A 22,056-nucleotide genomic window follows, 5' to 3' on the forward strand; every position below is an offset into this window, starting at 1 on the left:
GATTTGTATTTTTGGTTTCGTGAACGAAAACCCTTTTGAACTTTTAAAAACAAGCGGCCGCAGCAAGGCTCGCCTTGGTGTTATCCATACGGCGCACGGAGACGTGACGACGCCCGTGTTTATGCCTGTAGGGACTGCGGCTACGGTCAAGGGGCTCACGAGCCGCGACATCCGCGAACTTGATGCAGAAATCATCTTGGCGAATACGTACCACCTTTACTTGCGACCGGGCACAAAACTGATTGCCGAAGCGGGGGGCGTGCAAAAGTTCATGAGCTGGAACCGTCCGATGCTCACGGACAGCGGCGGATTTCAGGTGTGGAGTTTAAAGCTGTTCCGCAAGATTACCGAAGAGGGCGTCCAGTTTAAAAGTTTGTTGGACGGCTCACGTCATTTGTTCACTCCTGCAAGTGTGATGAATGCACAACGCGAAATCGGTGCGGATATCATCATGGCTTTTGATGAATGTACTCCGTACCCGAGTACGGTCGAGGAGGCCGAAAAGTCGCTTGCGCTCACGCTTAAGTGGACGCGCGAAGCAAAGGAATGGCTAGAGAAAAATCCTCCGATTCACGGCTATCCGCAGTATTTCTTTGGAATTGTCCAAGGCGGTATGCACAAGGAATTGCGCCAGAAGTCCATCGAAGCGCTCAAGGAAATTAAGCCAGACGGTTATGCGATGGGTGGGCTTTCGGTGGGCGAGCCTGTCGAGACGATGTATGAAATTGCCGACTTTTGTACAAACTTATTGCCCGAAGATCGCGCCCGCTATGTAATGGGTGTGGGGACTCCGTGGAATTTGATTGAACTTGTAAAGCGAGGCGTGGACATGTGCGATTGCATTTTGCCTGCGAAAAACGCTCAGGATGGTTTAGTTTATACACACCAAGGCGTGCTGCGATACAAGGGCGCTAAATTTGCGCATCAGCACGATTTGCCGCTTGATCCGAATTGCAATTGCTATTGCTGCCGTAATTATAGTCGTGCATATTTGCGTCATCTTTTCAAGGAAAAGGAACCGCTTGGCTGGACGCTTGCGGCCATTCATAATTTGCATTTTTATATCCACTTGATGAAAGATGTTAAATCTAACATTGCAGACGATACCTTCGAAGAATGGGCTGATGAACAAGTGAAAATGCTGCAAGAAAATGCGGGATAAAATCATATTGTAGCATATAATACCTTTGTTGTAGCATATTAATCGCGCTATCTTTAATTTTGAAAAACGTGTCTAAAAAAGCATGGATAAATCCTGCTCTAGGTTGGATTTATATGTATATTGATGAGCGAGTGGATGATTGCTATATATTAGGGAGAAAATATGTTGAAGTCATTTTATGCTTTTATTTGCTTGCTTATCGCGGGAAATGCTTTTGCCGTAGTTGCAGTTAGGGATACGATTTATATTGATTACGATTTGCAGGGAGGAACGAATAATCCTGAAAACTTATCTTCCTATTTGTATAAATATAGCGATCGCTCGGACGCCCCTTCAATTAATTTTTTCCCGCCCACCAAGGATGGTGCCGAGTTTCTGGGCTGGTATTTTAATTCATCTCCTTACGATAATAACGCTGTTACTCGTGCTGATGCAGCTATTTCTGTCAGCCGCACCCAAAATGGACGGTTGTCGCTTTATGCTCGCTGGGGAGTGAAGGCGAAAATCCCGCAACTGAATGAATCGGGATGTATGCTGGTTCACGATGCCGCAGAACTTTACGGTGCTGTGAAGATTGCCGATAGTCTATTAAATAAAAATCATCAAATCTGCGTTTCCATTGAGAATGATATTGTCGTCAACAAGAATCTCTTGGCAGCAGACGGTTCCCCGAACGAGGGAACTCATTATTGGTGGAAACCTTTTAAAAATTTTGTGGGCACGATCGAAGGGAACGGCCACACTATCTCGGGCTTGTATGGCAATATTGGCCTTGTTGGTCAAGCCGGGCGAGGTTATAACAATGTAATTCAAAATTTGGGAATCGTTGATTCTTATTTTGCTGGCAATGGTTATGTCGGTTCTTTTATTGCTAATACGCTAGGCTTTGGAACTTCACTGAAGAATGTTTATAGTACGGCTACTTTGGATAGCAGGGGGAGCTATGTCGGTGGTCTTGTCGGTTATGCCCGTGTTCAACAAGACTATTGTATAGATGTTACTCTTGAAACTCCGATAAGCAAAGCCCCTCGTGCAGCCAACACTTATGATAATAATCATAATGCGGTAACTGTAGAAAATGCTTATTTTGCTGGACGTTTGGTGGGGTATCGCGGAGGTGGCCTTGTGGGCGGGACTGATTTCTCCGTTTTCAAAAATACCTTCTTTGTAGGAACCGCTGAGGCAAAGGAGATTTTTTCGGCAATTAGCCAAAAAGGTCTGACTCAGTGTCAAGATTTTCCAGACTGGAAAGTTGTGGCTGAAAATACCTTTTACCTTGATTCCTATACTAATGACGAATTTGAAGCGAGTGCGGCTTCTGCCTCAGCTTTTTCCGATGGAACCGTTCTTGAAAAACTCGTGAATGGTTCCAGTTACCCCATCTGGACGCAAGATGTCGGGAAGGACGCTTGTCCAAAGCTGAACGGTGTGTATTACGACATTGCGTATGATTTGGCCGGTGGCGTCAATGACTCTGCAAATCCAAGCTACTACAAGCCAAAACAAGAAGTATTGCTGAAGCCTGCGTCAAAAAATGGCGATGTTTTTGAAGGCTGGTTTGCTGATTCAAACTTTGTAACTCCATTAGAAAAAATTGAATCTACAGATAAAGGAAATAATAAAATTTTTGCCAAGTGGAAAAGCGGGTATTCTATCACTTACGTGAACGATGGTTCTTATTATAATGCTTATCATTCTGCACAGAAAGGCAATCCGACTTACCGTTATGCGGATTCTGCAACGTTCGTGCTGAAAGAACCCACTAAAAACGGGAAAACTTTCGTTGGCTGGTACTCGGATTCTTCCTTTACAACTAAGGTAACGGAATTGCCCACGGGTAACACCGAAGATATTGTTCTTTATGCCAAATGGAGTGCCCGAGAAATCAAGATTATTTACAACTTGGACGGCGGCACAATGGGTGATGCGAAAAATCCGGAAACAGCAATGAGCGGAGAAAGTATTTTGCTTAAAAGTCCGACTCGTGAAGGATTCCTTTTTCGTGGCTGGATAGGCCCCAATGGTGGTAATTTGGATAAATTAGGTGACTTTGATCGTTCCATTTATGTCAATTCGAAAGACGATGAATTTAATTTGAAAGCTGTATGGATTTATGCACCTCAAAAACCAGCAACAGATGCTGACGGCTGTTATCTTGTAACGAATGTTCATGAACTGTTCTATTTTGACGAAATTGCAAACAATGAATTAAGCGAAAAACCGCCTATAAAATCCTGTATCAAAATCATGAACGATATCGTTGTGAACGAAAACATGAATAAAGATTATGTTGATTGGCATCCGATGAACTATGAAAATATTTTTGCAGGAATCATCTATGGAAACGGACATTCCATCAGTGGCTTGTATATGAGCTGTAATTTCTTCTATAACGATAACTATAAAGCTTTTTATGGGTTGATTGAAAATAAGCCTTACCAACAAATTTATCCAGAAGTGCAGAATTTATATCTCGCTAATTTCTATTTCGCCAATGAATATTATGATAAGGTTTTGCTCAATGTAAATGGTAGGGATGGTGTTGGTGGTCCGAGAAGCGGAATTCGCAAGACGATTGACCCGACACCGTTGAAGAAAAAATATGCCCCGAAGTATGATGTCAAAGGCCGCAATATGAAAACGCGACCGAACTATGGAGTGTACTTCTGATATAGAGAAAATTTTCTAGATTTGGGCCCATGATCAGTATCACTAAGCTTTTGATGGACACCCCGAATTTTGGGGATTCTCTTCGTTACGAACCTCATGCGCATGCTGCGAAGAATGGCGTGGGGGCGGGGCGCGGTCCCGTGGTAGTTTGGAATTGCACGAAGACTTGTAATTTGAAGTGCGTTCACTGTTATGCGCGTTCTGAGGCGATTAAGTACCAGAACGAGCTTTCGCACGAAGAGGGAATCAAGCTTATTGATCAGCTCGCCGAATTTAATGTGCCGGTGCTGTTGTTCAGTGGTGGCGAACCGCTTTTGCGTCCGGACTTTTTTGAACTTGCAAACTACGCAGCAAGCAAGGGTATTCGTCCGACGATTTCGACGAACGGCACTTGCATCACGCCGGATGTGGCGCAGAAACTTAAGGCAATGGGTGTGGGCTATGTGGGCATCAGCTTGGATGGCTGCGAAGAAACTCATGACAAGTTCCGCGGTAAGCCGGGCGCATACCAGCTCGCATTGCGCGGTATTCGCAACTGTGTGGCAACGGGTCAGAAGGTGGGCCTCCGCTTTACGATTACGAAGTACAATTTTCAAGACTTGAACGCCATTTTTGATTTGCTGGAAGCAGAGAACATAGACAGAGTTTGTTTCTATCACCTTGTCTATAGCGGTCGTGGAAGTGCGATGGTTGCAAACGACTTAACTCATGAAGAGAGCCGCAAGGTGATGGACTTGATTATTGATCGTACGCTTGACTTTAAGAAACGCGGGATCAACAAGGAAATCTTGACGGTCGATAACCATGCCGATGCCGTTTATCTGTACCAGCGCATGAAGCGTGAAAATCCAGAACGTGCTGAAAAGATTTTGGATTTGATTAAGCGCAATGGCGGTAACCGCAGTGGCATGGCGTTTGGCAATATCGATAGCATTGGTAACGTGCATCCGGACCAGTTTACGCAATACATTACGCTCGGGAATGTGCGCGAACGTAGCTTTGGCGATATTTGGACGGACTTGTCGAACCCGATTATGGCGGGGCTCAAGGACCGTAAGCCTCTTTTAAAGGGACGTTGTCCGAAGTGCGCTTTCTTGAATTTGTGCAATGGCAATTTCCGTACGCGTGCTGAGGCTGTGACAGGCGACTTCTGGGCAGAAGACCCTGCTTGCTATTTGACGGATGAAGAAATTGGACTGTAACGTTCTTCGTTAAGTGTCGCAAATGTTGTGCCAAAAACTTCTCGCGATTATTCAAGACGGCTTTCCGTTGGTGGAACGCCCGTATAAAGCGCTTGCGGAAATGTTGAACGTTTCAGAACAAGAAGTTTTTGATGAAGTTGAGAAAATGCGTGCTTCAGGCGTGATTCGCCGTATCGGTGGCGTTTACGATTCCAAGAAACTTGGCTTTATATCTCGTTTGTGCGCAGGGATGGTGCCTGCATCGGAAAAAGATTTTTCGGTGGAACCACATGAGCAGACTGCAATGGAAAAATTCGCGGCGGCTGTAAATGATGAGCACGCGATTACGCATAATTACATCCGCAGTCACAAATACAATGTATGGTTTACTGTCATTGCTGAAAATGAATCTGAAATTTTGACGATTGTGGATAAAATTTGTGCCGTAACAGAACTGCGCGATGTTCATGTTCTCACCGCTACAAAGAAGTACAAAATCAATACGGTGATGGGGGCTAAAGCTCCAGTAGACTGTGATTGCAAAAAAAATGATGATGCTACAAAGAACGTCATTGCAAGCCACACCTGCTCCGAGCGACAGCGTGGGAGGCTGGCGCGGCAATCCACTGCGGGTGTGTTAACTGAAGTTGACAAGTCCCGTATTCGCACGGCTTGTGACGACATTCCGCATACGCTCACTCCGTTCAAGGATTGGGGCGTTTCATGCGATGAACTTCGCAAAGATATTGAGGCCAAACGTATGCGTCGTTTTGGTGCTATTCTACGGCATCAAGATGCAGGATTCCCCTGCAATGCGATGGTATGTTTTAGATTAAATGAGGAACCGTTTGCGGACTCTCGTCATTCAGACAATCCAGCCTTACGTCATTCTGACAACCGAAGGTTGGAAGAATCCAGTAAAATTCTTGATCTTGCAAAAAAGCATTTTATTTCACATTGTTACGAACGTCCGACTTTTGAAGGATTTCCGTATAACGTATATGCTATGATGCACGCTCAGACTCCAGAAGAATTGGATGGCTACATTAAGGAATCTGCGGCTCTGCTAGGCAATCCCGAATATGTTGTCCTCCATTCCCTCAAGGAACTCAAGAAGACGAGCTTCAAGTTTTTTGCTTAGTTTGCTGTTAAAAGTGAAAACCGAGCCCGACGTAAAATAATCCTCGCTGGCCCAAAGAAAGCAATCCGAGAGTGATTGGGACGTAACGTCCGATTTCAAGTCCGGCAAATGTTACATTGAACATAAATGATGAACGAGTTTCTGCTTCGTCACTATTGTTGAGAAAGTCATCTTTAATAATCATGAATCCAGCATCAATTTCAAAAAAGGGCCGGACAAATCCTTGACCATTGAGATTCACTCTAAATTTGGGCATGAAAGAGTATGTATAAATGCTTTTTGTGGGGTGCGCAAAGTTGAATACAAGACCTGTTTCGAAATATTCATCGAATTTATAACCATAATCTAGTGAGAATGCACCCAATAGTGCGGTGTCGTCAATGTGTTTGCCCAATGAAAAAATCGAAGAAGTAACGGCTCTATTAGCACCGAATAAATCAGTCAGCGCATAAATGCCGTAAGAAAATGTGATTGCATGATGCTTGATTTTAATTTCATTTTGTTTTGCATTCGCTTTTGTCAAAGCCATGCTGCTGTCGGCTTCGTTTGCTTTACTCTGGTTGTTTTTCCAGACAGAATTTGTGTCGGTTATCCCTTCTCCGGCTTGAGCGTTTTCGACATATGTACCCATATCCCAAGCGTTGGCCTGCGATGCGAAAACTAACGAAATAATAGCGCTGAAGAAAAATCTTTTTATCATGCTCTTGAATATCCTAGCTAAATAATTCAGTTTCTATAAATTTATATATAATATTTTTTTTGAAAGAAAAAGCATTTTTCAATTAAGAAAGAGCATGAGTCGAGGCGAAATACCCTATATTGCGATTGGTGGAGTGTAATTTTTCTATCTTTGGGAACATGCGCAAGATTTACATGGCCGGAATGAGCCACAAGGTGGCTGAAATCGCGATTCGCGAAAAGTTTTATATCCCGATGGACGTCAAGACCGAGGCGTTGAGTCACTCTCCGTTTGACGAACTTTTGATTCTTGCCACTTGTAACCGCACTGAAGTTTACGTCGCAAGCGACCGCGATATGGATACCGCCGAATTGGTTCGCTATGTTTGCAGTCTAGCACACCAGAGCTATGATGATTTTGCAAAGTTCTTCTATACGAAGGCGGGCGAGGATGTTGTTCATCATGTAATGAACGTGTGTGCGGGGCTTGATTCCGTGGCCATGGGCGAAGACCAAATTTTGCACCAGATTGACCGTGCTTATGAAACCGCGCTCCAGCTCAAGGCGACGGGCAACAGTTTGAACAAGCTTTTCCAAAGCGCTATTCACACGACAAAGCGTATCAAGACTGAGACGAACTTGAGCAAGCTCAGCTGCAACATTCCTTTTTTGGCGATGAAGCAGGTGCAAAAGACTTTTGATGATTTGGAAAATCGTACGGTTTATATTGTCGGGCTTGGCGAAATGGGTTCGCTTATGCTCAAGTACGTGCAAGAGAATACGACGAAGATTTTTGCAAGTAGCAAGACTTTTGCCAATGCGGAAAAGTTCGGTGATGTATTGACTCCCGTCCGCTTTGAAGACCGCTACAGCGTTGTGGGTAAGAGTGATGTGTTGATTCTTTGCAGCGCAAGCCAAGAACCAATTATCACGATGGATGAATTTGAAAAAGCTATTGCATTGTGTCATCCTGAGAGAGAAGTTTCGGCTGCCGTGACAGCCCCTTCAAAGCGACTTGTTGTAGACCTCGCGAACCCGCGCAATGCGGAAGCCTCGATTGGTGATTTGCCCGGTGTGCAATATGTTTGCGTTGATGACTTGGAACAAATTGTATCTGAAAACCGCAGACTGCGAATGATTGAACTCGAAGCGGCGCAAAAAATTTTGCAACAAGGTATCGAAGAATTCATGCAGTGGTATCGCATGGACGATATTGCAAAGGATATTCACGTCTTTGCAGAAAAGATGGTGTCTACCGCGAATGAAGAATCCGAAAAGTTGCTGCGTTCGCTTCCGGAAGTGTCTGATGCGGACAAAAAACGCATCCAGATGATGTACGAGCGCTTTGCTAAAAAGATGGCAAATGATTATTTGTACAAGGTAAAAGATTCGAATTCGGCCGAAGATGTGCTGACGTATTTGAAATGTCTTCGCGAATGTAATTAGGGGGCGTGATGAAACTTCGTGTAGCGACTCGCAAAAGTGCTTTGGCTTTGGCCCAGACAACGATGGCTGCTGATGCTATCGGTGTGCCTTACGAACTTGTTTCCATGACAACCGAAGGCGACCGCCGTTTGGACAAGTCTCTTGCTAGTTTTGGCGGCAAGGGCGTGTTCATCAAGGAATTGGAAGTTGCGCTTCTTGAAGGTCGTGCGGATATTGCGATTCACAGTTTGAAGGATATGCCTGCCGAGGTATTGCCGCAGTTCAAGCTTGCTGCTGTTTTGAAGCGTGAAGACCCACGTGATGCTTTCCTTTCGCGCGGTGGCGCTGAAGGTACTCGTTTTATGGATTTGCCTGCTGGCACTCGCGTTGGAACGGGTAGTATTCGCCGTATTGTTCAGCTGAAAGCGCTTCGTCCGGATATTGAATATGTGTCGATTCGTGGAAACATCCAGACGCGTATTGGTAAACTTGCAGAACTCGATGGCGTTGTACTTGCGGCCGCTGGGCTCAAGCGTATGGGGCTTGCAGACCAAGTGACGGAATATTTTAGCACCGAACAAGTGCTCCCCGCTAGTGGTCAGGGGATTTTAGCGATTGAAACTTTGAATGATGAAAACCCTCAAGAGTCGCGCGGCCCCGGTCATGCGGACCTTTCGCAAATTCTCGCTCGTGCGAACGATGTTGCTACATTCTGCATTGCCTCTGCGGAAATGGCTTATTTGAAGGCGCTCAATGCTGGTTGCCAATTCCCGGTCGCAAGTTTTGCGGAATTTGTTAACGATGGTTCTTGCGAAAAGAATGCTGATAGAATTGCGCAGTCTTTGAAAATTCGCGGTATATACTGGGACGAAAAGTCGGAAAAACTCCTCCGTGCTGAAGTCTCCGGATGTATCGATTTGAACTCTGCGGATTGCGTTCTGCAAGCTAAGAATTTGGGCATTGAACTTGCTCAAAAAATCCAAAAGCAATTGTGATTTGCATTGTCATTCCCGACTCCGTTCGGGAATCGCCATCTTGTATCGCTAAAAAAATCCCGTACATTTGGAATGTGCGGGATTAACTTTGTTTAGTCAAATTTTCGTCATTGCGAGTCGCGGAGCGATGTGGCAATCTCTAAATTATTTCTTTTCAGGCTTCGAAACAATTGGGCGAATGCGTTTGCCGCAAAGCGTCACGACGATTCCTGCTTGAGCGAACATGTAGTAGGCTGTATCGCGGCTGTTGTTCAGCGTGGACTTGGGGTCGTAATCATCCTTGGTCACGAACACTTCGGCAACACCGGAAAGGCTGATGTCTAGAGAACAGCGTTCGCAAGGGAAGCCAATCACGTAGAGCTTTGATCCCGGTGGAACCTTGCCGCGTGCGTAATGGAGAGCGTTGATTTCGGCGTGGACCATGAACGGATACTTGTTCGCTTCGAATTCGTGATGGCTGATGAGGTCACCCGTGTCGGCGTCCAAAAGGTCGTAGGCGAGGAGTTGTTTTTCGCGGGTGTACGGAACGGTCTCGTCGTCAAATCCTGCAGGAGCACCATTGTAACCTGTGCTGATGACGCGTCCATCTGCGCTGACGAGAACTGCGCCCATTTGGGTATTCTGATCTTTGGAAAGACGAGCCTGTGCACACATCATCTGTGTATAGACTTCGTCGCGAAGCTTTGCTCTAGAACTATTCATGCTCAAAAATATAGGCAAAATTTTAGTGCCGAACTTTTTCTAAATTTGGTTTCGATGGAAAAATTGAATGATTTTGGCAAAGTTTATTTGATTGGTGCTGGCCCTGGCGATCCGGGACTCTTGACTCTACGTGCCCATGCAATTTTGGAAAAGGCTGATGTCGTCGTTTACGACCGTCTTGTTTCACCTGCAATTCTTGGAATGTGTAATAGCAAGGCTAAGATGGTTGATGTGGGCAAAATGCCGACGCACCATAAAGTAAAACAGTCCGAAATTAACAAACTATTGGTGAAGTTTGCTTGTGAAATGCCGCGGGCTACCATAGCTCGACTCAAGGGCGGTGACCCGTTCGTGTTTGGTCGTGGTGGCGAAGAAGCTTTGGAGCTCGTGGCTGCAGGCGTTGAATTTGAAGTTGTGCCGGGCGTGACTTCTGCAATTGCTGTTCCGGCGTATGCGGGTATCCCCGTGAGCCATCGCGGAATTGCAACAAGTTTCCATATTATCACAGGACATGAAAAAGAAAAATCCGACGTGCCCCCTATCGCTGCACTCCAGGGTGACTATCATTCTGGAGCCGAAGGCGATAGAATCCAATGCAATCTCTCGTTGGATTTTGAAAATCTCGCAAAGTGCCAGGGAACACTTATTTTTTTGATGGGTATTGCCAATATGGATTATATTGCCCGTCGTTTAATTGAGTGCGGTAAAGACCCGAAGACTCCGCTTGCATTTATTGAAAAAGGAACTACTCCGTTCCAGCGTACTGTGATGGCGACGCTTGAAACTGCGGGAGAGACCATTGTACGTGAACAAGTGACGGCACCCGCAATTACGATTATGGGTGGAGTTGTTGAACTTGGCAAGACTCTGGCTTGGAAAAAGAATTGGCCACTTTCGGGTAAGCGCTTGGTTGTAACGCGTGCCGCAAAACAATCTAGCGGAATTACTTCACGCCTTACTGCTCTCGGTGCTGAAGTCATCGAAACTCCGATGATTGAAACACGGGATGTTTTCCCTTGTTGTCATGCCGGACTCCGTTCCGGCATCTCCAATTCTTCTGAAAATAAGGTTGTTGAGCCTGTCGAATTCGAAGACCTCAAAAATTTTGACATTCTCGCGTTCACAAGTACGAATGGCGTAGAAAGTTTCTTTAAGCAGTTGTTCGCGGCGGGTTACGATGTGCGCGTGCTTGCCGGCAAAAAAATTGCAAGTGTTGGGAAAATCACCGAAAAGAAGTTGCTTGAATACGGCATCCGTTGCGATTACGTTCCTGAAGACCACACCGGTGAAGGTTTGGGCCTGTTGTTGCAAAATGTGGTTCACGACGAATTCCGCATCCTTCTTTTGCAAGGCAATCTCGCAGACGATACTTTGCTCAAACTCTTGCCGAAAGCAACTCGTTGGGTCGTTTACGAAACGCTCCCGGTTGCAGAACTTCCGGAATGGAAACGCGAAGCCGTTGAATCCGCCGATGCAGTTGTCTTTGCCAGCACCAGTGCTGTCGAGAATTTCGTTAAGATGATTTCAAATGAAAAAACGCGTCATTCTGAACGAAGTGAAGAATTCAGTGATTCTCTGGATCCTTCGTTCGAAAAGCTCTCTCAGGATGACGTTGTTAAAAAAGCATCTTGCATCTCCTTTTGCATTGGTCGCATGACAGAAGCTTCTGCCCGCAAGCATGGCTTTGAAACTATCACATCCGACGAAACGACGATGGATTCACTCGTCAAAAAAATCGTGGAGTATTACACGATGGGGAAGAACGCATAATGAAAGCCATTCTTATCATCGCTCATCATTGCATTTTGCCGGGTGCGTACAAAGGATTTGAAGAAATCCTCGACCGATTGCATCATGATTTGCCGGGTACGCGTGTCGCTAGCACAAGTCTTTTAGATTTAGAAAACGACTTGCGTACCATTTTGCGCGAAGATGTGGAATCAGTGACCCTTTTGCCGTATCTTTTGCTGAACGGTCAACATACAAAGAATGATGTGCCGCGAGTGGTGGCAAAACTTCAGGCGGAATTTCCGCAGATCCCAATAACGCTTTTGCCTTGCCTTGGTGATTGGAAAGAATTCTCGAGTATGGTGGTTTCAGGCCTTCGCACTGCGCAGAACGAAAGCGAACAAGTCATCGCGAACGAAGCAAAACAATCTACCTTCTCGCAAAATCATTCACTTTTCTCCATCGAACTTAATCTTGAAGGACGTAACGTTCTCGTTGTGGGTGGTGGATCTATTGCGCTTCGTAAAGTCAAAACGCTTATGCCAACAGGTGCTCGCATTACTGTAGTTGCACCGCAGTTCTTGTCTGAATTTAAGACTCTTGCAGAAGATAAACCGCAGCTTTCGCTTAAAGAACGCGAATATGAATCGTTGGATTTATGCGGTGTCTTTATGGTGTTTATTTGCACAGATAAGCCGGCTGTAAATGCGATTGTCAACAACGATGCCCATGCACGCCGCATCTTGGTGAACAATGCTTGCGATTACCGCAGTGGTGATTTTATAGTGCCTGCACGAATGAATTTTGGCGAAAATATCGTAGTGACTGTATCTACGCAGGGATACGCTCCTTCGCTTGCTAAACAACTCAAGCATAAAATCCAAACGGAATGGCGCGAAGGTCTGGAAAAGATGGAACAAAATTTTAAAAGTAAATAAAAATTTATTTGAAATCTGTTCTTTTTTATTTGTGATATTTTGTACTTATATATACAACTTTATAAATAAGGAGTATATATGAATAAACTTATGGTTGTTGCCGCTTTCGGCGCCGTTCTTTCACTTACTGCTTGTGGTGATGATTCTTCTTCTAATGCGGGAGGCTCGGGAAATACCACACAGCTTGATAATAAGAGTGTTGTTTCTTGTGACAAAGTCATGACTATTGCAGGCATGCAACAGCATTATTGCTATGCTATTGCCGCCGATGATGCTGCCGTGGAATCGTTCATGGCGAAGTGCGGCCCGATAAGCGATTTGGATAAAACCGCTTATACAATTGGTACTGGTTGTGCTCCGGCAAAGCTTGCTTGCAATGTGCAGAATCAGGTTGAATATTTCTATGATGATGCGGCCGCTCATTTCTCTTGCGCAGAAATGAATCCTGACGCTCTTTAATGCAAACAGCTTTTTTGTGTTAGATTCGAAAAATCTGGTCTCTGTGACCGGATTTTTTTTATGCATGGATGAATACCCCCGTTATTTACTATAATTAGGATTGTTCAAATTATTGACTACATTTAACTTCCTACCGACTACTAAATTATGATTATTCGTCCTCGTCGCTTACGTAAAAATGAAGTTATCCGCAACATGGTTGCTGAAACTGCTGTGAATCCCGATGCCCTCGTTTACCCGATGTTCGTGGTTGAAGGGGAGGGGGTGAAAGAAGAAATCCCGTCCATGCCCGACCAGTTCCGCTTTTCGATTGACGAAATCCTGAAGGAACTTGAAAGCTGCGTGGCGCTTGGCATCAAGTCCATTTTGCTGTTTGGAATTCCGAATCACAAGGACGAGATGGCGACTTCTGCTTACGATAAGAATGGTATTGTGCAGCGTGCTGTGCGCTCCATCAAGGCGAAATTTCCGAGTTTGTATGTTATTACGGATGTGTGCCTTTGCGAATACATGAGCCATGGTCATTGCGGCATCATCAAGGATGGCGATGTGGATAACGATCCGTCGCTTGAACTTTTGGCAAAGACGGCTCTTTCCCATGCTGAAGCGGGTGCCGATATGGTCGCTCCGAGCGATATGATGGATGGCCGAGTGGCTGCCATTCGTGAAATGTTGGATGCAAACGGATTCTCGAACACTCCGATTATGGCGTACAGCGCAAAGTTTGCAAGTGCTTTCTACGGACCGTTCCGCGATGCTGCTGATTCTGCTCCGCACTTTGGCAACCGCAAATCTTACCAGATGGATGTACGCAATGGCCGCGAAGCCTTGCATGAAGTGGAGCTTGATTTGGAAGAAGGTGCCGATATCGTGATGGTAAAACCGGGCCTTGCGTTCCTTGATGTGCTCCGCCAGACCGCAGAAATCAGCAATGTACCGGTCGCTGTGTATAACGTAAGCGGTGAATATTCCATGGTTAAGGCGGCTGCAAAGATGGGCTGGATTGACGAAAATGCGATTATCCGCGAAAACATGATTGCATTCAAGCGCGCCGGTGCTGACATTATTATCACGTACCACGCCAAGGAAATTATGGAAAAGAACATTCTTTAAAAAAGGAACTTTATCATGAAAGAATTCGAATCGTTCTTGAAAAATGTCGGTGTCACGAATGCTATTGCTCAGAACATCATTGAAATTGCGACCGTGCTTGTCGTTATCGCCATTATCTTGGCGATTATCAAACTTATTCTTAATTTCGCTATTAAGAAAGGTGCAGATGAATCGGTAAAACCGCTACTTTATTCGCTTTTTTCTTATGCGCTGTACATTGTCGGTTTGCTCATGATTCTGCATATTCTCGGTGTGAATACCGCTGGAATCGTGACTGTGATTGGTGCTGCTTCTCTTGCCATTGGCCTTGCTTTGAAGGATACGCTTGGCAACATCGCTTCGGGGATTCTATTGCTTTTCCTCCATCCGTTCCGCGCTTCGGATTATATCGAATGTGGTTCTTTGAAGGGCAAAATCGTTGGCGTGGGACTTTTCAATACGATTCTCATTTCGTTGGATGGTCTTTACGTTTCTGCTCCGAATAGTATGCTGTGGGGCGCTCCCATTATCAATTTTAGCCGTAATCCGGTTCGCCGTTTGGATTTGGCATTTGGTATTGATTACGCGGACTCGGCAGAAAAGGCTATGGCCGAAATGAAGCAACTTGTAGAATCTGATTCTGAAGTGCTAAAAATGCCGGAACCATCTTTTTATGTTTCGTCGCTTGATGATAGCGCGGTTTGTGTCAATATGAGAGTTTGGGTCAAGACTGCAAACTACTGGGACATGCGCTGCAAGTACATGAAGGCTGTGAAGGAACGCTTTGACGAGGTCGGCATTTCTATCCCGTTCCCGCAGCGTGTGGTGCATATTGTGAAAGAATAATTTTTGAGTTACTGGTTACTAGCTGTGCTTTTTACTAGTAACTATTAACTAGTAACTAGTAACTCATTAAGGAATTTTTATGAATCATTCTTTAAGCGAAAAGTTGTTTGCTGAAGCGAAAACGCTTATGCCGGGTGGCGTGAACAGCCCTGTACGTGCTTATGGTAACGTGGGGGCTACGCCTCCGTTTATTGCCCGTGCGAAGGGGAGTCACATCTACGATGTCGATGGAAACGATTATATCGATTACGTGGGTAGCTGGGGCCCGATGCTTTTGGGGCATGCGCACGATGCTGTGATTAATGCGGTTGCGGAAACGGCAAAAAACGGATTAAGTTTTGGTGCTCCGTGCGGCTTGGAATCGGAACTTGCAAAGCTTGTGATGTCGCTTGTTCCGAGCGTCGAGATGATTCGTATGGTGAACAGCGGGACCGAAGCAACGATGAGTGCTATCCGTGCGGCTCGCGGTTTTACCGGTCGCGATAAGATTGTCAAGTTTGAAGGCTGTTATCACGGCCATAGCGATAGCTTGCTTATCAAGGCTGGCTCGGGCATGCTCACGACGGGCAAGCCGAGCAGCAAGGGTGTGCCTGCGGATTTGGCAAAGTACACGCTCACGCTCCAGTACAACGATGTGGCTGGCGTTAAGGACCTTTTCGACAAGATTGGCGACGAAATTGCAGGCGTGATTGTTGAACCGGTAGCGGGCAACATGGGCGTTGTCCCTGCGAAGCCGGAGTTCTTGCAGACGCTTTCTGAAGAGACTAAAAAACATGGCGCTTTGCTCATTGTCGATGAAGTCATGACCGGTTTCCGTGTCGGCATCCATTGCGCACAAGGTCTCTATGGCATTAAGCCGGATTTGACGACGTTCGGAAAAATCATCGGCGGTGGCATGCCGGTGGGCGCTTATGGCGGCCGCTTGGATGTGATGCAACAGATTGCCCCGCTCGGAGGAATTTACCAGGCAGGCACGCTCTCGGGCAATCCGGTGGCGATGGCGGCAGGGCTAACGACGATGCGTGAACTCAATGCACACCCTGAATACTATGTGCATGCCGAAGCAATGACGAAACGCTTGATTGCCGGTCTCCAAGATGCCGCAAAGTCTGCAGAAATTCCGCTTGCGACAAACCAGGTCGGTTCTATGGGCTGCATCTTCTTTACCGAAGGTCCGGTCACATGCTTTGCCGACGTGCAAAAATCAGACTTGGAACTTTTCCGTCGCTATTTCCTTGGAATGCTTGACGAAGGCATTTACTTGGCACCAAGTCAGTTCGAGGCCATTTTCGTGAGTGCAGCACACAGCGAATCTGACATCGACCGTACGATTGAAGCCGCACGCAAAGTGCTCAAGGCGTTGTAGTTCTGGATTGTTAAATTTTTATTATTTATCTTGATTGAATTATGTTATATATTATTGGTATCATAATCAACAAGATGGAGAATAAAAATGAAAAAAATCATGATTCTTGCTGCTATTGGAAGTGCGGTCCTTCTCTCTGCTTGCGCCGCCGCTTCTAAAGCCTCGTCGGTTGTTACTGATGCCAGCGATTGTACGGTTTCTAGTACCGAAAACTCGGCTACAGCCACAACGAAAGGTGGCTCCGTTACTTTCACGCAGACTGAAAACGGTTATTCCATGACTTATGGCGGTGCATTAAGCTCCCTTGAACCCAAGGAATTTGATGTAAAGGTGGGCAAGGAACAGCTGCTTGACATGGCCAACAAATACTGCGCTGATAACAAGTAAATTTGAAAAAAAATCCGACTTCTTAAGAAGCCGGATTTTTTATTGCTCGCCCGTCAGTGACGGGGTGGTTTTCAATTATTTTTCTACAGTGCCGTTTTTTTGCGGCATTATCCGCTATACCGTCATCCTGAGGCATTGCCGAAGGATCCAGTTATTTTTCTTCAGACGTTCCGTTCACTGCGTTTTCCGCATTCGCTTCATCTGGAGCAGTCTCATTCTCGGCTGCGTCCTTGTCGCGGATGGTCGCACGGCGAATCTTTCCGCTAATCGTTTTTGGCAGTTCCGTCACAAAGTCAATAATGCGCGGGCTCTTGTAGCTTGCGGCAATGTTCTTTGCAAAGAGCTGGATTTCCTTGGCCAGTTCCTTGGAGGCTTCGTAGCCCTTCTGCAAAACGACTGTAGCTTTTACCGCTTGGCCGCGAGACTTGTCCTCGACACCTGTTACAGCCACTTCCAAAACGGCCGGGTGCTTATGCAGCACTTCTTCCACTTCGAATGGGCTAATGCGGTAGCCAGAACTCTTGATAAGGTCATCGGTACGGCCTACGAACCAGAAGAAACCATCTTTATCGCGGGTAGCTGTATCGCCAGTGTGGTACACTCCACCTTCGAATACTTTTTCAGTACGTTCAGGATCGTTGTAGTAACCACCAAACATGCCAAATGGTTTACCCTGGTCAATTTTGATGATTAGTTCGCCGACTTCATCGACTTCGCAAGGTTTCCCTTCGGCGTTAACAATTTCCATGCGGTAGCCCGGAGATGGCTTACCCATTGAACCCGGATGCGGTTCGCTAAAGCCAAAGTTACCTGTGGTGAGCGTAAGCTCGGTCTGTCCGTAGCCTTCTTGCAAGCGGATGCCTGTCTGTTCGTAGAACTTGTTGTAAATATCCAAGTTCAAAGCTTCGCCTGCGGTCGTGCAGTATTGCAAACTCGAAAGATCGTACTTGCTTATCCCGTGCTGCAAAATGTAGCGGTAAACGGTTGGTGGAGCGCAGAACGTTGTCACCTTGTATTCTGCCATTTTTTCGAGCAATTTTCCTGGAATGAATACGGTCATGTCGTAAGTGAATACGGCACTACCGGCAAGCCATTGTCCGTAAATCTTGCCCCAGAGAGCCTTTGCCCAACCAGTTTCTGCAACGGTCAGGTGGCGGCCTCCGTCAACTACATGCTGCCAATACTTGGCGGTTACAATATGACCGAGTGGGTAGGTGTACGTGTGTGCGACCATCTTCGGGTTCGAACTGGTGCCACTCGTGAAGTACACAATCATGATATCATCATTGTGTGTTGCGTCTTCGCCAGTCGGGCGTTCGAAAGAGGCGGGATAAATTTCGTAGTCGTCATAAAAGCTAATCCAGTTTTGGCGGGCGGTTTGGCCGACTGTCACGAGCTTTTCAACAGACTCGCATTTGGACTTTGCCTTGTCGACTTCTTTCTGTAAAGCAGAATCGTCATACGTCACCACCATCTTGACTTTTGCCGCGTTAAAGCGGTATTCCAAGTCTTCGGCAGCGAGCATGTTTGTTGCCGGGATCGCAATAGCGCCAATGCGGTGCAGTGCGAGCAAAAAGAACCAGAATTCATAGCGGCGGCGCAAAATAAGCATCACGCGGTCGCCTTTCTTGATTCCCTGTTCTACAAGAAAATTCGCAGTGCGCTGGGAGGCTAGCGATAAGTCCTTGAACGTAAAAATATGGCTTTCGTCATTGTCATCGCACCACACAAGAGCTTCGCGCTTGGGCTCGGTCTTGGCGTATTCGTCGACAACATCGTAAGCGAAGTTGAAATTGTTCGGAATAGTTATCTTAAAATTCTTGTACAAGTCTTCGTAAGACTTGTAATCGATCTTAGATAAAAACTTATTTAAAATCATAATTGCGCTTTAAGTGATTACAGGTCCTTGTACATGATTTTTTCACGCATGGTGGATATGTAACGAACCATATTCAAAATGCGTTTTTCACCAATCGTCCTAAAGTCCTTGTCGTGGAAAACAAGGCGGTGGACTCCACCTGGTAAGAGCATCTTGAGGCAGGCGTAAGTCTGCGCAATTTTGAGGAGCGGAGTGGGCAAAATCGAGAAACTGAGCGTACTTGAGTTAGTTTTCTTGATGTTTCCCTTTACCTTTTGGTAAATGCCGTGGAAATCTTCGTAGTAGTCGAAAATTGCAAGAGCCTGTTCCTTGAGGTACTTGTTCCCGAACCAGATAGGCGGGATAAAGCCGGACGGTTTGCCCATGCCATGAGCCTTCCACAAGGCGAGACTGCGCTTGAGGAGTGCCTGCGTAAAACGTTCATCGATACCAGCGAATTCCGCTTCGTTGTTCGAAACCAAAAGGGCCAGTTTGCCCGAAATGCTACGCTTTAACGAAAGATCGGCTCGATGACGAGCGCCATGGAGCATAATCTCGTAGCCTTCTTTCACGAACTTTTCGAGTTCTTCACGGAATTGCTCGGCTTCGGATTCCGGAGCTGCACCAAATGCGGGAATCACCGCGATACTGATGGGCGCGCCTGCCGCTTCGGCAAGCTTTCGAATTTGGACGGAAGCCTTTTTGAAATTATTTACACTAAAACTGTGATAGCAAAGGATGTACTTCTTTTTCTTTTGAGAAGTTGCTTCGGCTGCCTGGATATCGGCAATATCTTTATTCTGTTCCATAAATTACTCCTGTTCCTTGGAGTTGGTGGAGGCTTCTTCTTCTAGCTTTTGCGTAATGAAAAGGTGGTAAAGGAAAAACAAAACTGCACTGCAGATAGAAAACTTCACCCATGATTTAACAAGCTTTTCGAACATACATCGCTCCTTTGCGGTATAGCCCCGGTCTGGCACAACTGCCGACAAACGGGAACATGCTCAATGGAAAGATATAAATTTTTATCCACAAATGCGTCCGTTCCGCGCTTTTTCCTATAAATATGGAGGGAATGGAGCTATGTCTGGCTCATTATATATCTCAAAACCAATTGCGTTTCTTCGGCGCTGCGGTTGACGATTTCTGCAATAGTTCTGCGGGCTTGTTCGCCTTCTGGCGCCGGGTAGAGCGGGTATACGTGCCCTAGTTCTTCACCGACATGGAGGGTGACGTTTACGCCTTCAGCCTTGAGTTTTTCGTTGCATTTTACGATGTCGGGATAGAATACTTCCCAGGTTCCTACGAAAATATCGGTGGGCGGGAGCCCTTGCATGTTGCCGTAAAGCGGCGAAACCATCGGATTGTGCGCATCCATGCCGTCTGCCCAAGATAGACCAAATTGATGAAGTTCGTCGATATGAAGCCAGTTATCATATTCTTCAATAGATTTATCACCGCCTGTGATATCGACCCAGGGAGAAATCAAGACGATATGCAGGGGCAAGGGGAGCGATTGTTCGTTGATTTCTTCAGAAAGCGCGAGTGAAAATCCGCCGCCGGCGCTGTCGCCCATGATAATGATGCGGCTTGCAGGAATGCGCTTTGTCAATTCGCGGTAGAGTTCCAGCACAAGCGTGTGAGCTTCTAACGCGGTATGGTTCGGCAAAAGAGGGTAGTCGGGCATCACCAAGCCGCAACCAGTTGCTTTTGATAGTTCGGCTAGCATTTTCCAATGGAATAGTTGAAAGCCTTGCCTGTAACCGCCGCCGTGGAGGTATAGGATTACGGGCTTGGTGTCATCGGATGCCGCCATTTCGAGAACGCGCATGCTCTTGATTTGGTATTCCTTTACCGGACGCTTGAATTTTACTTGTTTCGGAATACCGAAAGAAATCTCACCCTGAGTCTCTGGCATTGCGCAATTATCGATATTGCTATAGGCATAGGCCAAAGTGGCGATAGCAACGAGCGTAAATAATATGCAGGGCAGGAGTTTCTTTACTTTTTTCATACGGGAATGGCAACTTGCTGTTGCTTTTGCACAACAGTCGGCATGCCAATATACCTATTCCCACAAGCGTATGTCAAGTAAAATTTTTTCATTATCTTACGAGTGTCGATTTCATCACAGACTTCATGGCGTACATGCGCTCATCTGCGAGTTGATATACTTTTTCTGAATCGGCAAGTTCCGTATTTTCGGAATTGGTATTTGTGCTGTTCGAAAATTCATGCCTGTAGGCTACACCATAGGCGGCTTCTAGAGGCGTAAGCAATTTTTTGCTATTCCGTTCTTGGAATACCTTCATCTTTGCTAAAGCGACTTCGACTTCATCAATATGTTCTACGCGTATGATGGCTAAAAATTCATCGCCACCCATGCGGATGCTTGTTCCGATTTCAGCAAAAGCATCGTGGAATGACATCGCGAAAGCCTTAATCAGTTGGTCGCCTTCGTGGTGACCGTAACGGTCATTGACTAGTTTAAGGCCGTTCATGTCGATACTCACTATTGCAAAATCCGCTGTAGACGAATCTAAAATATCAAAGATTTGCTGGCATTTGGTGCGGTTGTAAATCCCTGTCAGCGAATCTCTATAAGCAATTTCCTTCAAGACGTCTTTCTCTGTTTTGGCTGACATCAAACGGTACGTATACACGATATAACTCATGACAAGTAGAATTATAAATGAGAGCGTGCCGAGCGGGAGCCATGTTATTCCGAGCATGGTATGTTCCAAACGGAAGAGTGTCATCACATTAAAACGGATGAGTTCGAGAATTGAAAATGCTCCGAAAGTGAATATACCTGCTGCTAAAAATTTAGTCGGAGTATCCAAAAGGTTCTTCTTTGAAATTACTGCGGCAAATAAGTAAACAACGCATAAAATGACGTATGCGTGGAAAACCCATAATGATTGCGGGAAATGTACGATATCGGTGTAGTTCAGAATGGATGTCGTTACAAATATCAGTACGTCGATACTTGCAACGATAATTAAGCCTCGCCAAAGGATCTTGCCAATCTGCTTGTAACGCATGTGGAGCAAAAGCAAATAGAGGGGCAACGGAGAAATGTAAAGGCACGAGTATTCAAGGCTGGTGTTGAATGCTAAATTATACGAGAACAGTTGGAATACTTTTGTGAAGCATAGAGTCCATATTCCTAGACATATAGACAAAAATCCAATCATCATGATTTGGAAAAATTTCATTCTGTAGAATATCATTCCTGCGCTGAGGAACAGAGCCAATATGCCGAATAGCACGAGGAACAGGCCTATTACCAATGCTATAGAATGTCGTGCATAAAAGTCCCCAAAGGCATAGTTTGACGGAAGAATTTCAAATGAGGGGAGTACATTCCATATGTCATCTTCTGAAAAGTAAAACTTTAACTCTAATGTTTTGCCTTTGACTAAAGA

General features: G+C 45.8%; 20 protein-coding genes. 13 read left to right on the forward strand and 7 right to left on the reverse strand.

Annotated elements, in window-relative coordinates:
* The first annotated feature begins 19 nt into the window (after window positions 1-19).
* The 4 genes from tgt (at window position 20) to BUQ91_RS04970 (ending at window position 6,154) form a co-directional block, all read left to right on the forward strand.
* Entirely contained in the window at window positions 20-1,162 is a 1,143-nt protein-coding gene (gene tgt, locus BUQ91_RS04955; RefSeq protein WP_074208366.1) for a tRNA guanosine(34) transglycosylase Tgt, read from the forward strand.
* 162 nt (window positions 1,163-1,324) lie between these two features.
* Window positions 1,325-3,832: an InlB B-repeat-containing protein gene (locus BUQ91_RS04960; protein WP_074208367.1), complete on the forward strand. Its 2,508-nt coding sequence runs from the start codon at window positions 1,325-1,327 to the stop codon at window positions 3,830-3,832.
* 29 nt (window positions 3,833-3,861) lie between these two features.
* The gene (gene nirJ1 / locus BUQ91_RS04965; RefSeq protein ID WP_074208368.1) at window positions 3,862-5,034 is read left to right on the forward strand and encodes a putative heme d1 biosynthesis radical SAM protein NirJ1; all 1,173 of its coding nucleotides are present in this window, start codon (window positions 3,862-3,864) and stop codon (window positions 5,032-5,034) included.
* Between the two features lie 22 nt (window positions 5,035-5,056).
* Entirely contained in the window at window positions 5,057-6,154 is a 1,098-nt protein-coding gene (locus BUQ91_RS04970) for an Lrp/AsnC family transcriptional regulator (protein ID WP_139299691.1), read from the forward strand.
* A gap of 7 nt (window positions 6,155-6,161) precedes the next feature.
* Here BUQ91_RS04970 and BUQ91_RS04975 read toward each other — a convergent pair whose 3' ends face one another.
* A complete protein-coding gene (locus tag BUQ91_RS04975) occupies window positions 6,162-6,854 on the reverse strand; it encodes a hypothetical protein (protein ID WP_074208369.1) in 693 nt (230 codons plus the stop codon).
* 158 nt (window positions 6,855-7,012) lie between these two features.
* Between BUQ91_RS04975 and hemA the strand changes: the two genes are divergently transcribed.
* Both hemA and hemC read left to right on the forward strand, forming a co-directional pair.
* A complete protein-coding gene (gene hemA, locus BUQ91_RS04980; RefSeq protein WP_074208370.1) occupies window positions 7,013-8,278 on the forward strand; it encodes a glutamyl-tRNA reductase in 1,266 nt (421 codons plus the stop codon).
* 8 nt (window positions 8,279-8,286) lie between these two features.
* Complete coding sequence (gene hemC / locus BUQ91_RS04985) at window positions 8,287-9,252, forward strand: hydroxymethylbilane synthase (protein ID WP_074208371.1); 966 nt, start codon at window positions 8,287-8,289, stop codon at window positions 9,250-9,252.
* 144 nt (window positions 9,253-9,396) lie between these two features.
* Here the strand turns inward: hemC and BUQ91_RS04990 are convergent, their stop codons facing one another.
* The gene (locus BUQ91_RS04990) at window positions 9,397-9,954 is read right to left on the reverse strand and encodes a deoxycytidylate deaminase (RefSeq protein WP_072828830.1); all 558 of its coding nucleotides are present in this window, start codon (window positions 9,952-9,954) and stop codon (window positions 9,397-9,399) included.
* A gap of 54 nt (window positions 9,955-10,008) precedes the next feature.
* Between BUQ91_RS04990 and cobA the strand changes: the two genes are divergently transcribed.
* The 7 genes from cobA to BUQ91_RS05025 all read left to right on the forward strand — a co-directional run bounded on the left by cobA (window position 10,009) and on the right by BUQ91_RS05025 (window position 16,770).
* Entirely contained in the window at window positions 10,009-11,724 is a 1,716-nt protein-coding gene (gene cobA, locus BUQ91_RS04995) for a uroporphyrinogen-III C-methyltransferase (protein ID WP_074208372.1), read from the forward strand.
* Entirely contained in the window at window positions 11,724-12,620 is an 897-nt protein-coding gene (locus BUQ91_RS05000) for an NAD(P)-dependent oxidoreductase (RefSeq protein ID WP_074208373.1), read from the forward strand. Before cobA ends, BUQ91_RS05000 begins: the two co-directional genes overlap by 1 nt.
* 78 nt (window positions 12,621-12,698) lie before the next feature.
* Complete coding sequence (locus BUQ91_RS05005; protein ID WP_074208374.1) at window positions 12,699-13,079, forward strand: hypothetical protein; 381 nt, start codon at window positions 12,699-12,701, stop codon at window positions 13,077-13,079.
* 147 nt (window positions 13,080-13,226) lie between these two features.
* Entirely contained in the window at window positions 13,227-14,192 is a 966-nt protein-coding gene (gene hemB / locus BUQ91_RS05010) for a porphobilinogen synthase (protein ID WP_074208375.1), read from the forward strand.
* Window positions 14,193-14,207: 15 nt separating this feature from the next.
* Window positions 14,208-15,017, forward strand: coding sequence for a mechanosensitive ion channel family protein (locus BUQ91_RS05015; protein ID WP_074208376.1), 810 nt, complete (start codon window positions 14,208-14,210; stop codon window positions 15,015-15,017).
* A 79-nt stretch (window positions 15,018-15,096) separates the two neighbouring features.
* The gene (gene hemL / locus BUQ91_RS05020) at window positions 15,097-16,383 is read left to right on the forward strand and encodes a glutamate-1-semialdehyde 2,1-aminomutase (protein ID WP_074208377.1); all 1,287 of its coding nucleotides are present in this window, start codon (window positions 15,097-15,099) and stop codon (window positions 16,381-16,383) included.
* A gap of 87 nt (window positions 16,384-16,470) precedes the next feature.
* Window positions 16,471-16,770, forward strand: coding sequence for a hypothetical protein (locus BUQ91_RS05025; protein ID WP_072828817.1), 300 nt, complete (start codon window positions 16,471-16,473; stop codon window positions 16,768-16,770).
* Window positions 16,771-16,921: 151 nt separating this feature from the next.
* On the opposite strand, the gene BUQ91_RS05030 is transcribed toward BUQ91_RS05025, so the two are convergent.
* The 5 genes from BUQ91_RS05030 to BUQ91_RS15655 all read right to left on the reverse strand — a co-directional run bounded on the left by BUQ91_RS05030 (window position 16,922) and on the right by BUQ91_RS15655 (window position 21,846).
* Entirely contained in the window at window positions 16,922-18,649 is a 1,728-nt protein-coding gene (locus BUQ91_RS05030) for an AMP-binding protein (RefSeq protein ID WP_074208378.1), read from the reverse strand.
* Between the two features lie 17 nt (window positions 18,650-18,666).
* The gene (locus BUQ91_RS05035) at window positions 18,667-19,437 is read right to left on the reverse strand and encodes a polysaccharide deacetylase family protein (protein WP_072828812.1); all 771 of its coding nucleotides are present in this window, start codon (window positions 19,435-19,437) and stop codon (window positions 18,667-18,669) included.
* Window positions 19,438-19,440: 3 nt separating this feature from the next.
* Window positions 19,441-19,572 (reverse strand): hypothetical protein, encoded by a 132-nt coding sequence (locus tag BUQ91_RS15945; RefSeq protein WP_256375023.1) that lies wholly within the window; start codon window positions 19,570-19,572, stop codon window positions 19,441-19,443.
* A gap of 137 nt (window positions 19,573-19,709) precedes the next feature.
* On the reverse strand, window positions 19,710-20,642 hold the full coding sequence (locus BUQ91_RS05040; protein WP_083601144.1) for an alpha/beta hydrolase: 933 nt from the start codon (window positions 20,640-20,642) through the stop codon (window positions 19,710-19,712).
* Window positions 20,643-20,733: 91 nt separating this feature from the next.
* Window positions 20,734-21,846 carry a GGDEF domain-containing protein gene (locus tag BUQ91_RS15655; protein WP_175566598.1) on the reverse strand — a complete coding sequence of 371 codons (1,113 nt, stop codon included), beginning with the start codon at window positions 21,844-21,846 and terminating at the stop codon, window positions 20,734-20,736.
* Window positions 21,847-22,056: the final 210 nt, after the last annotated feature.

The sequence above is a fragment of the Fibrobacter sp. UWB11 genome (assembly GCF_900143015.1).
GTDB lineage: Bacteria > Fibrobacterota > Fibrobacteria > Fibrobacterales > Fibrobacteraceae > Fibrobacter.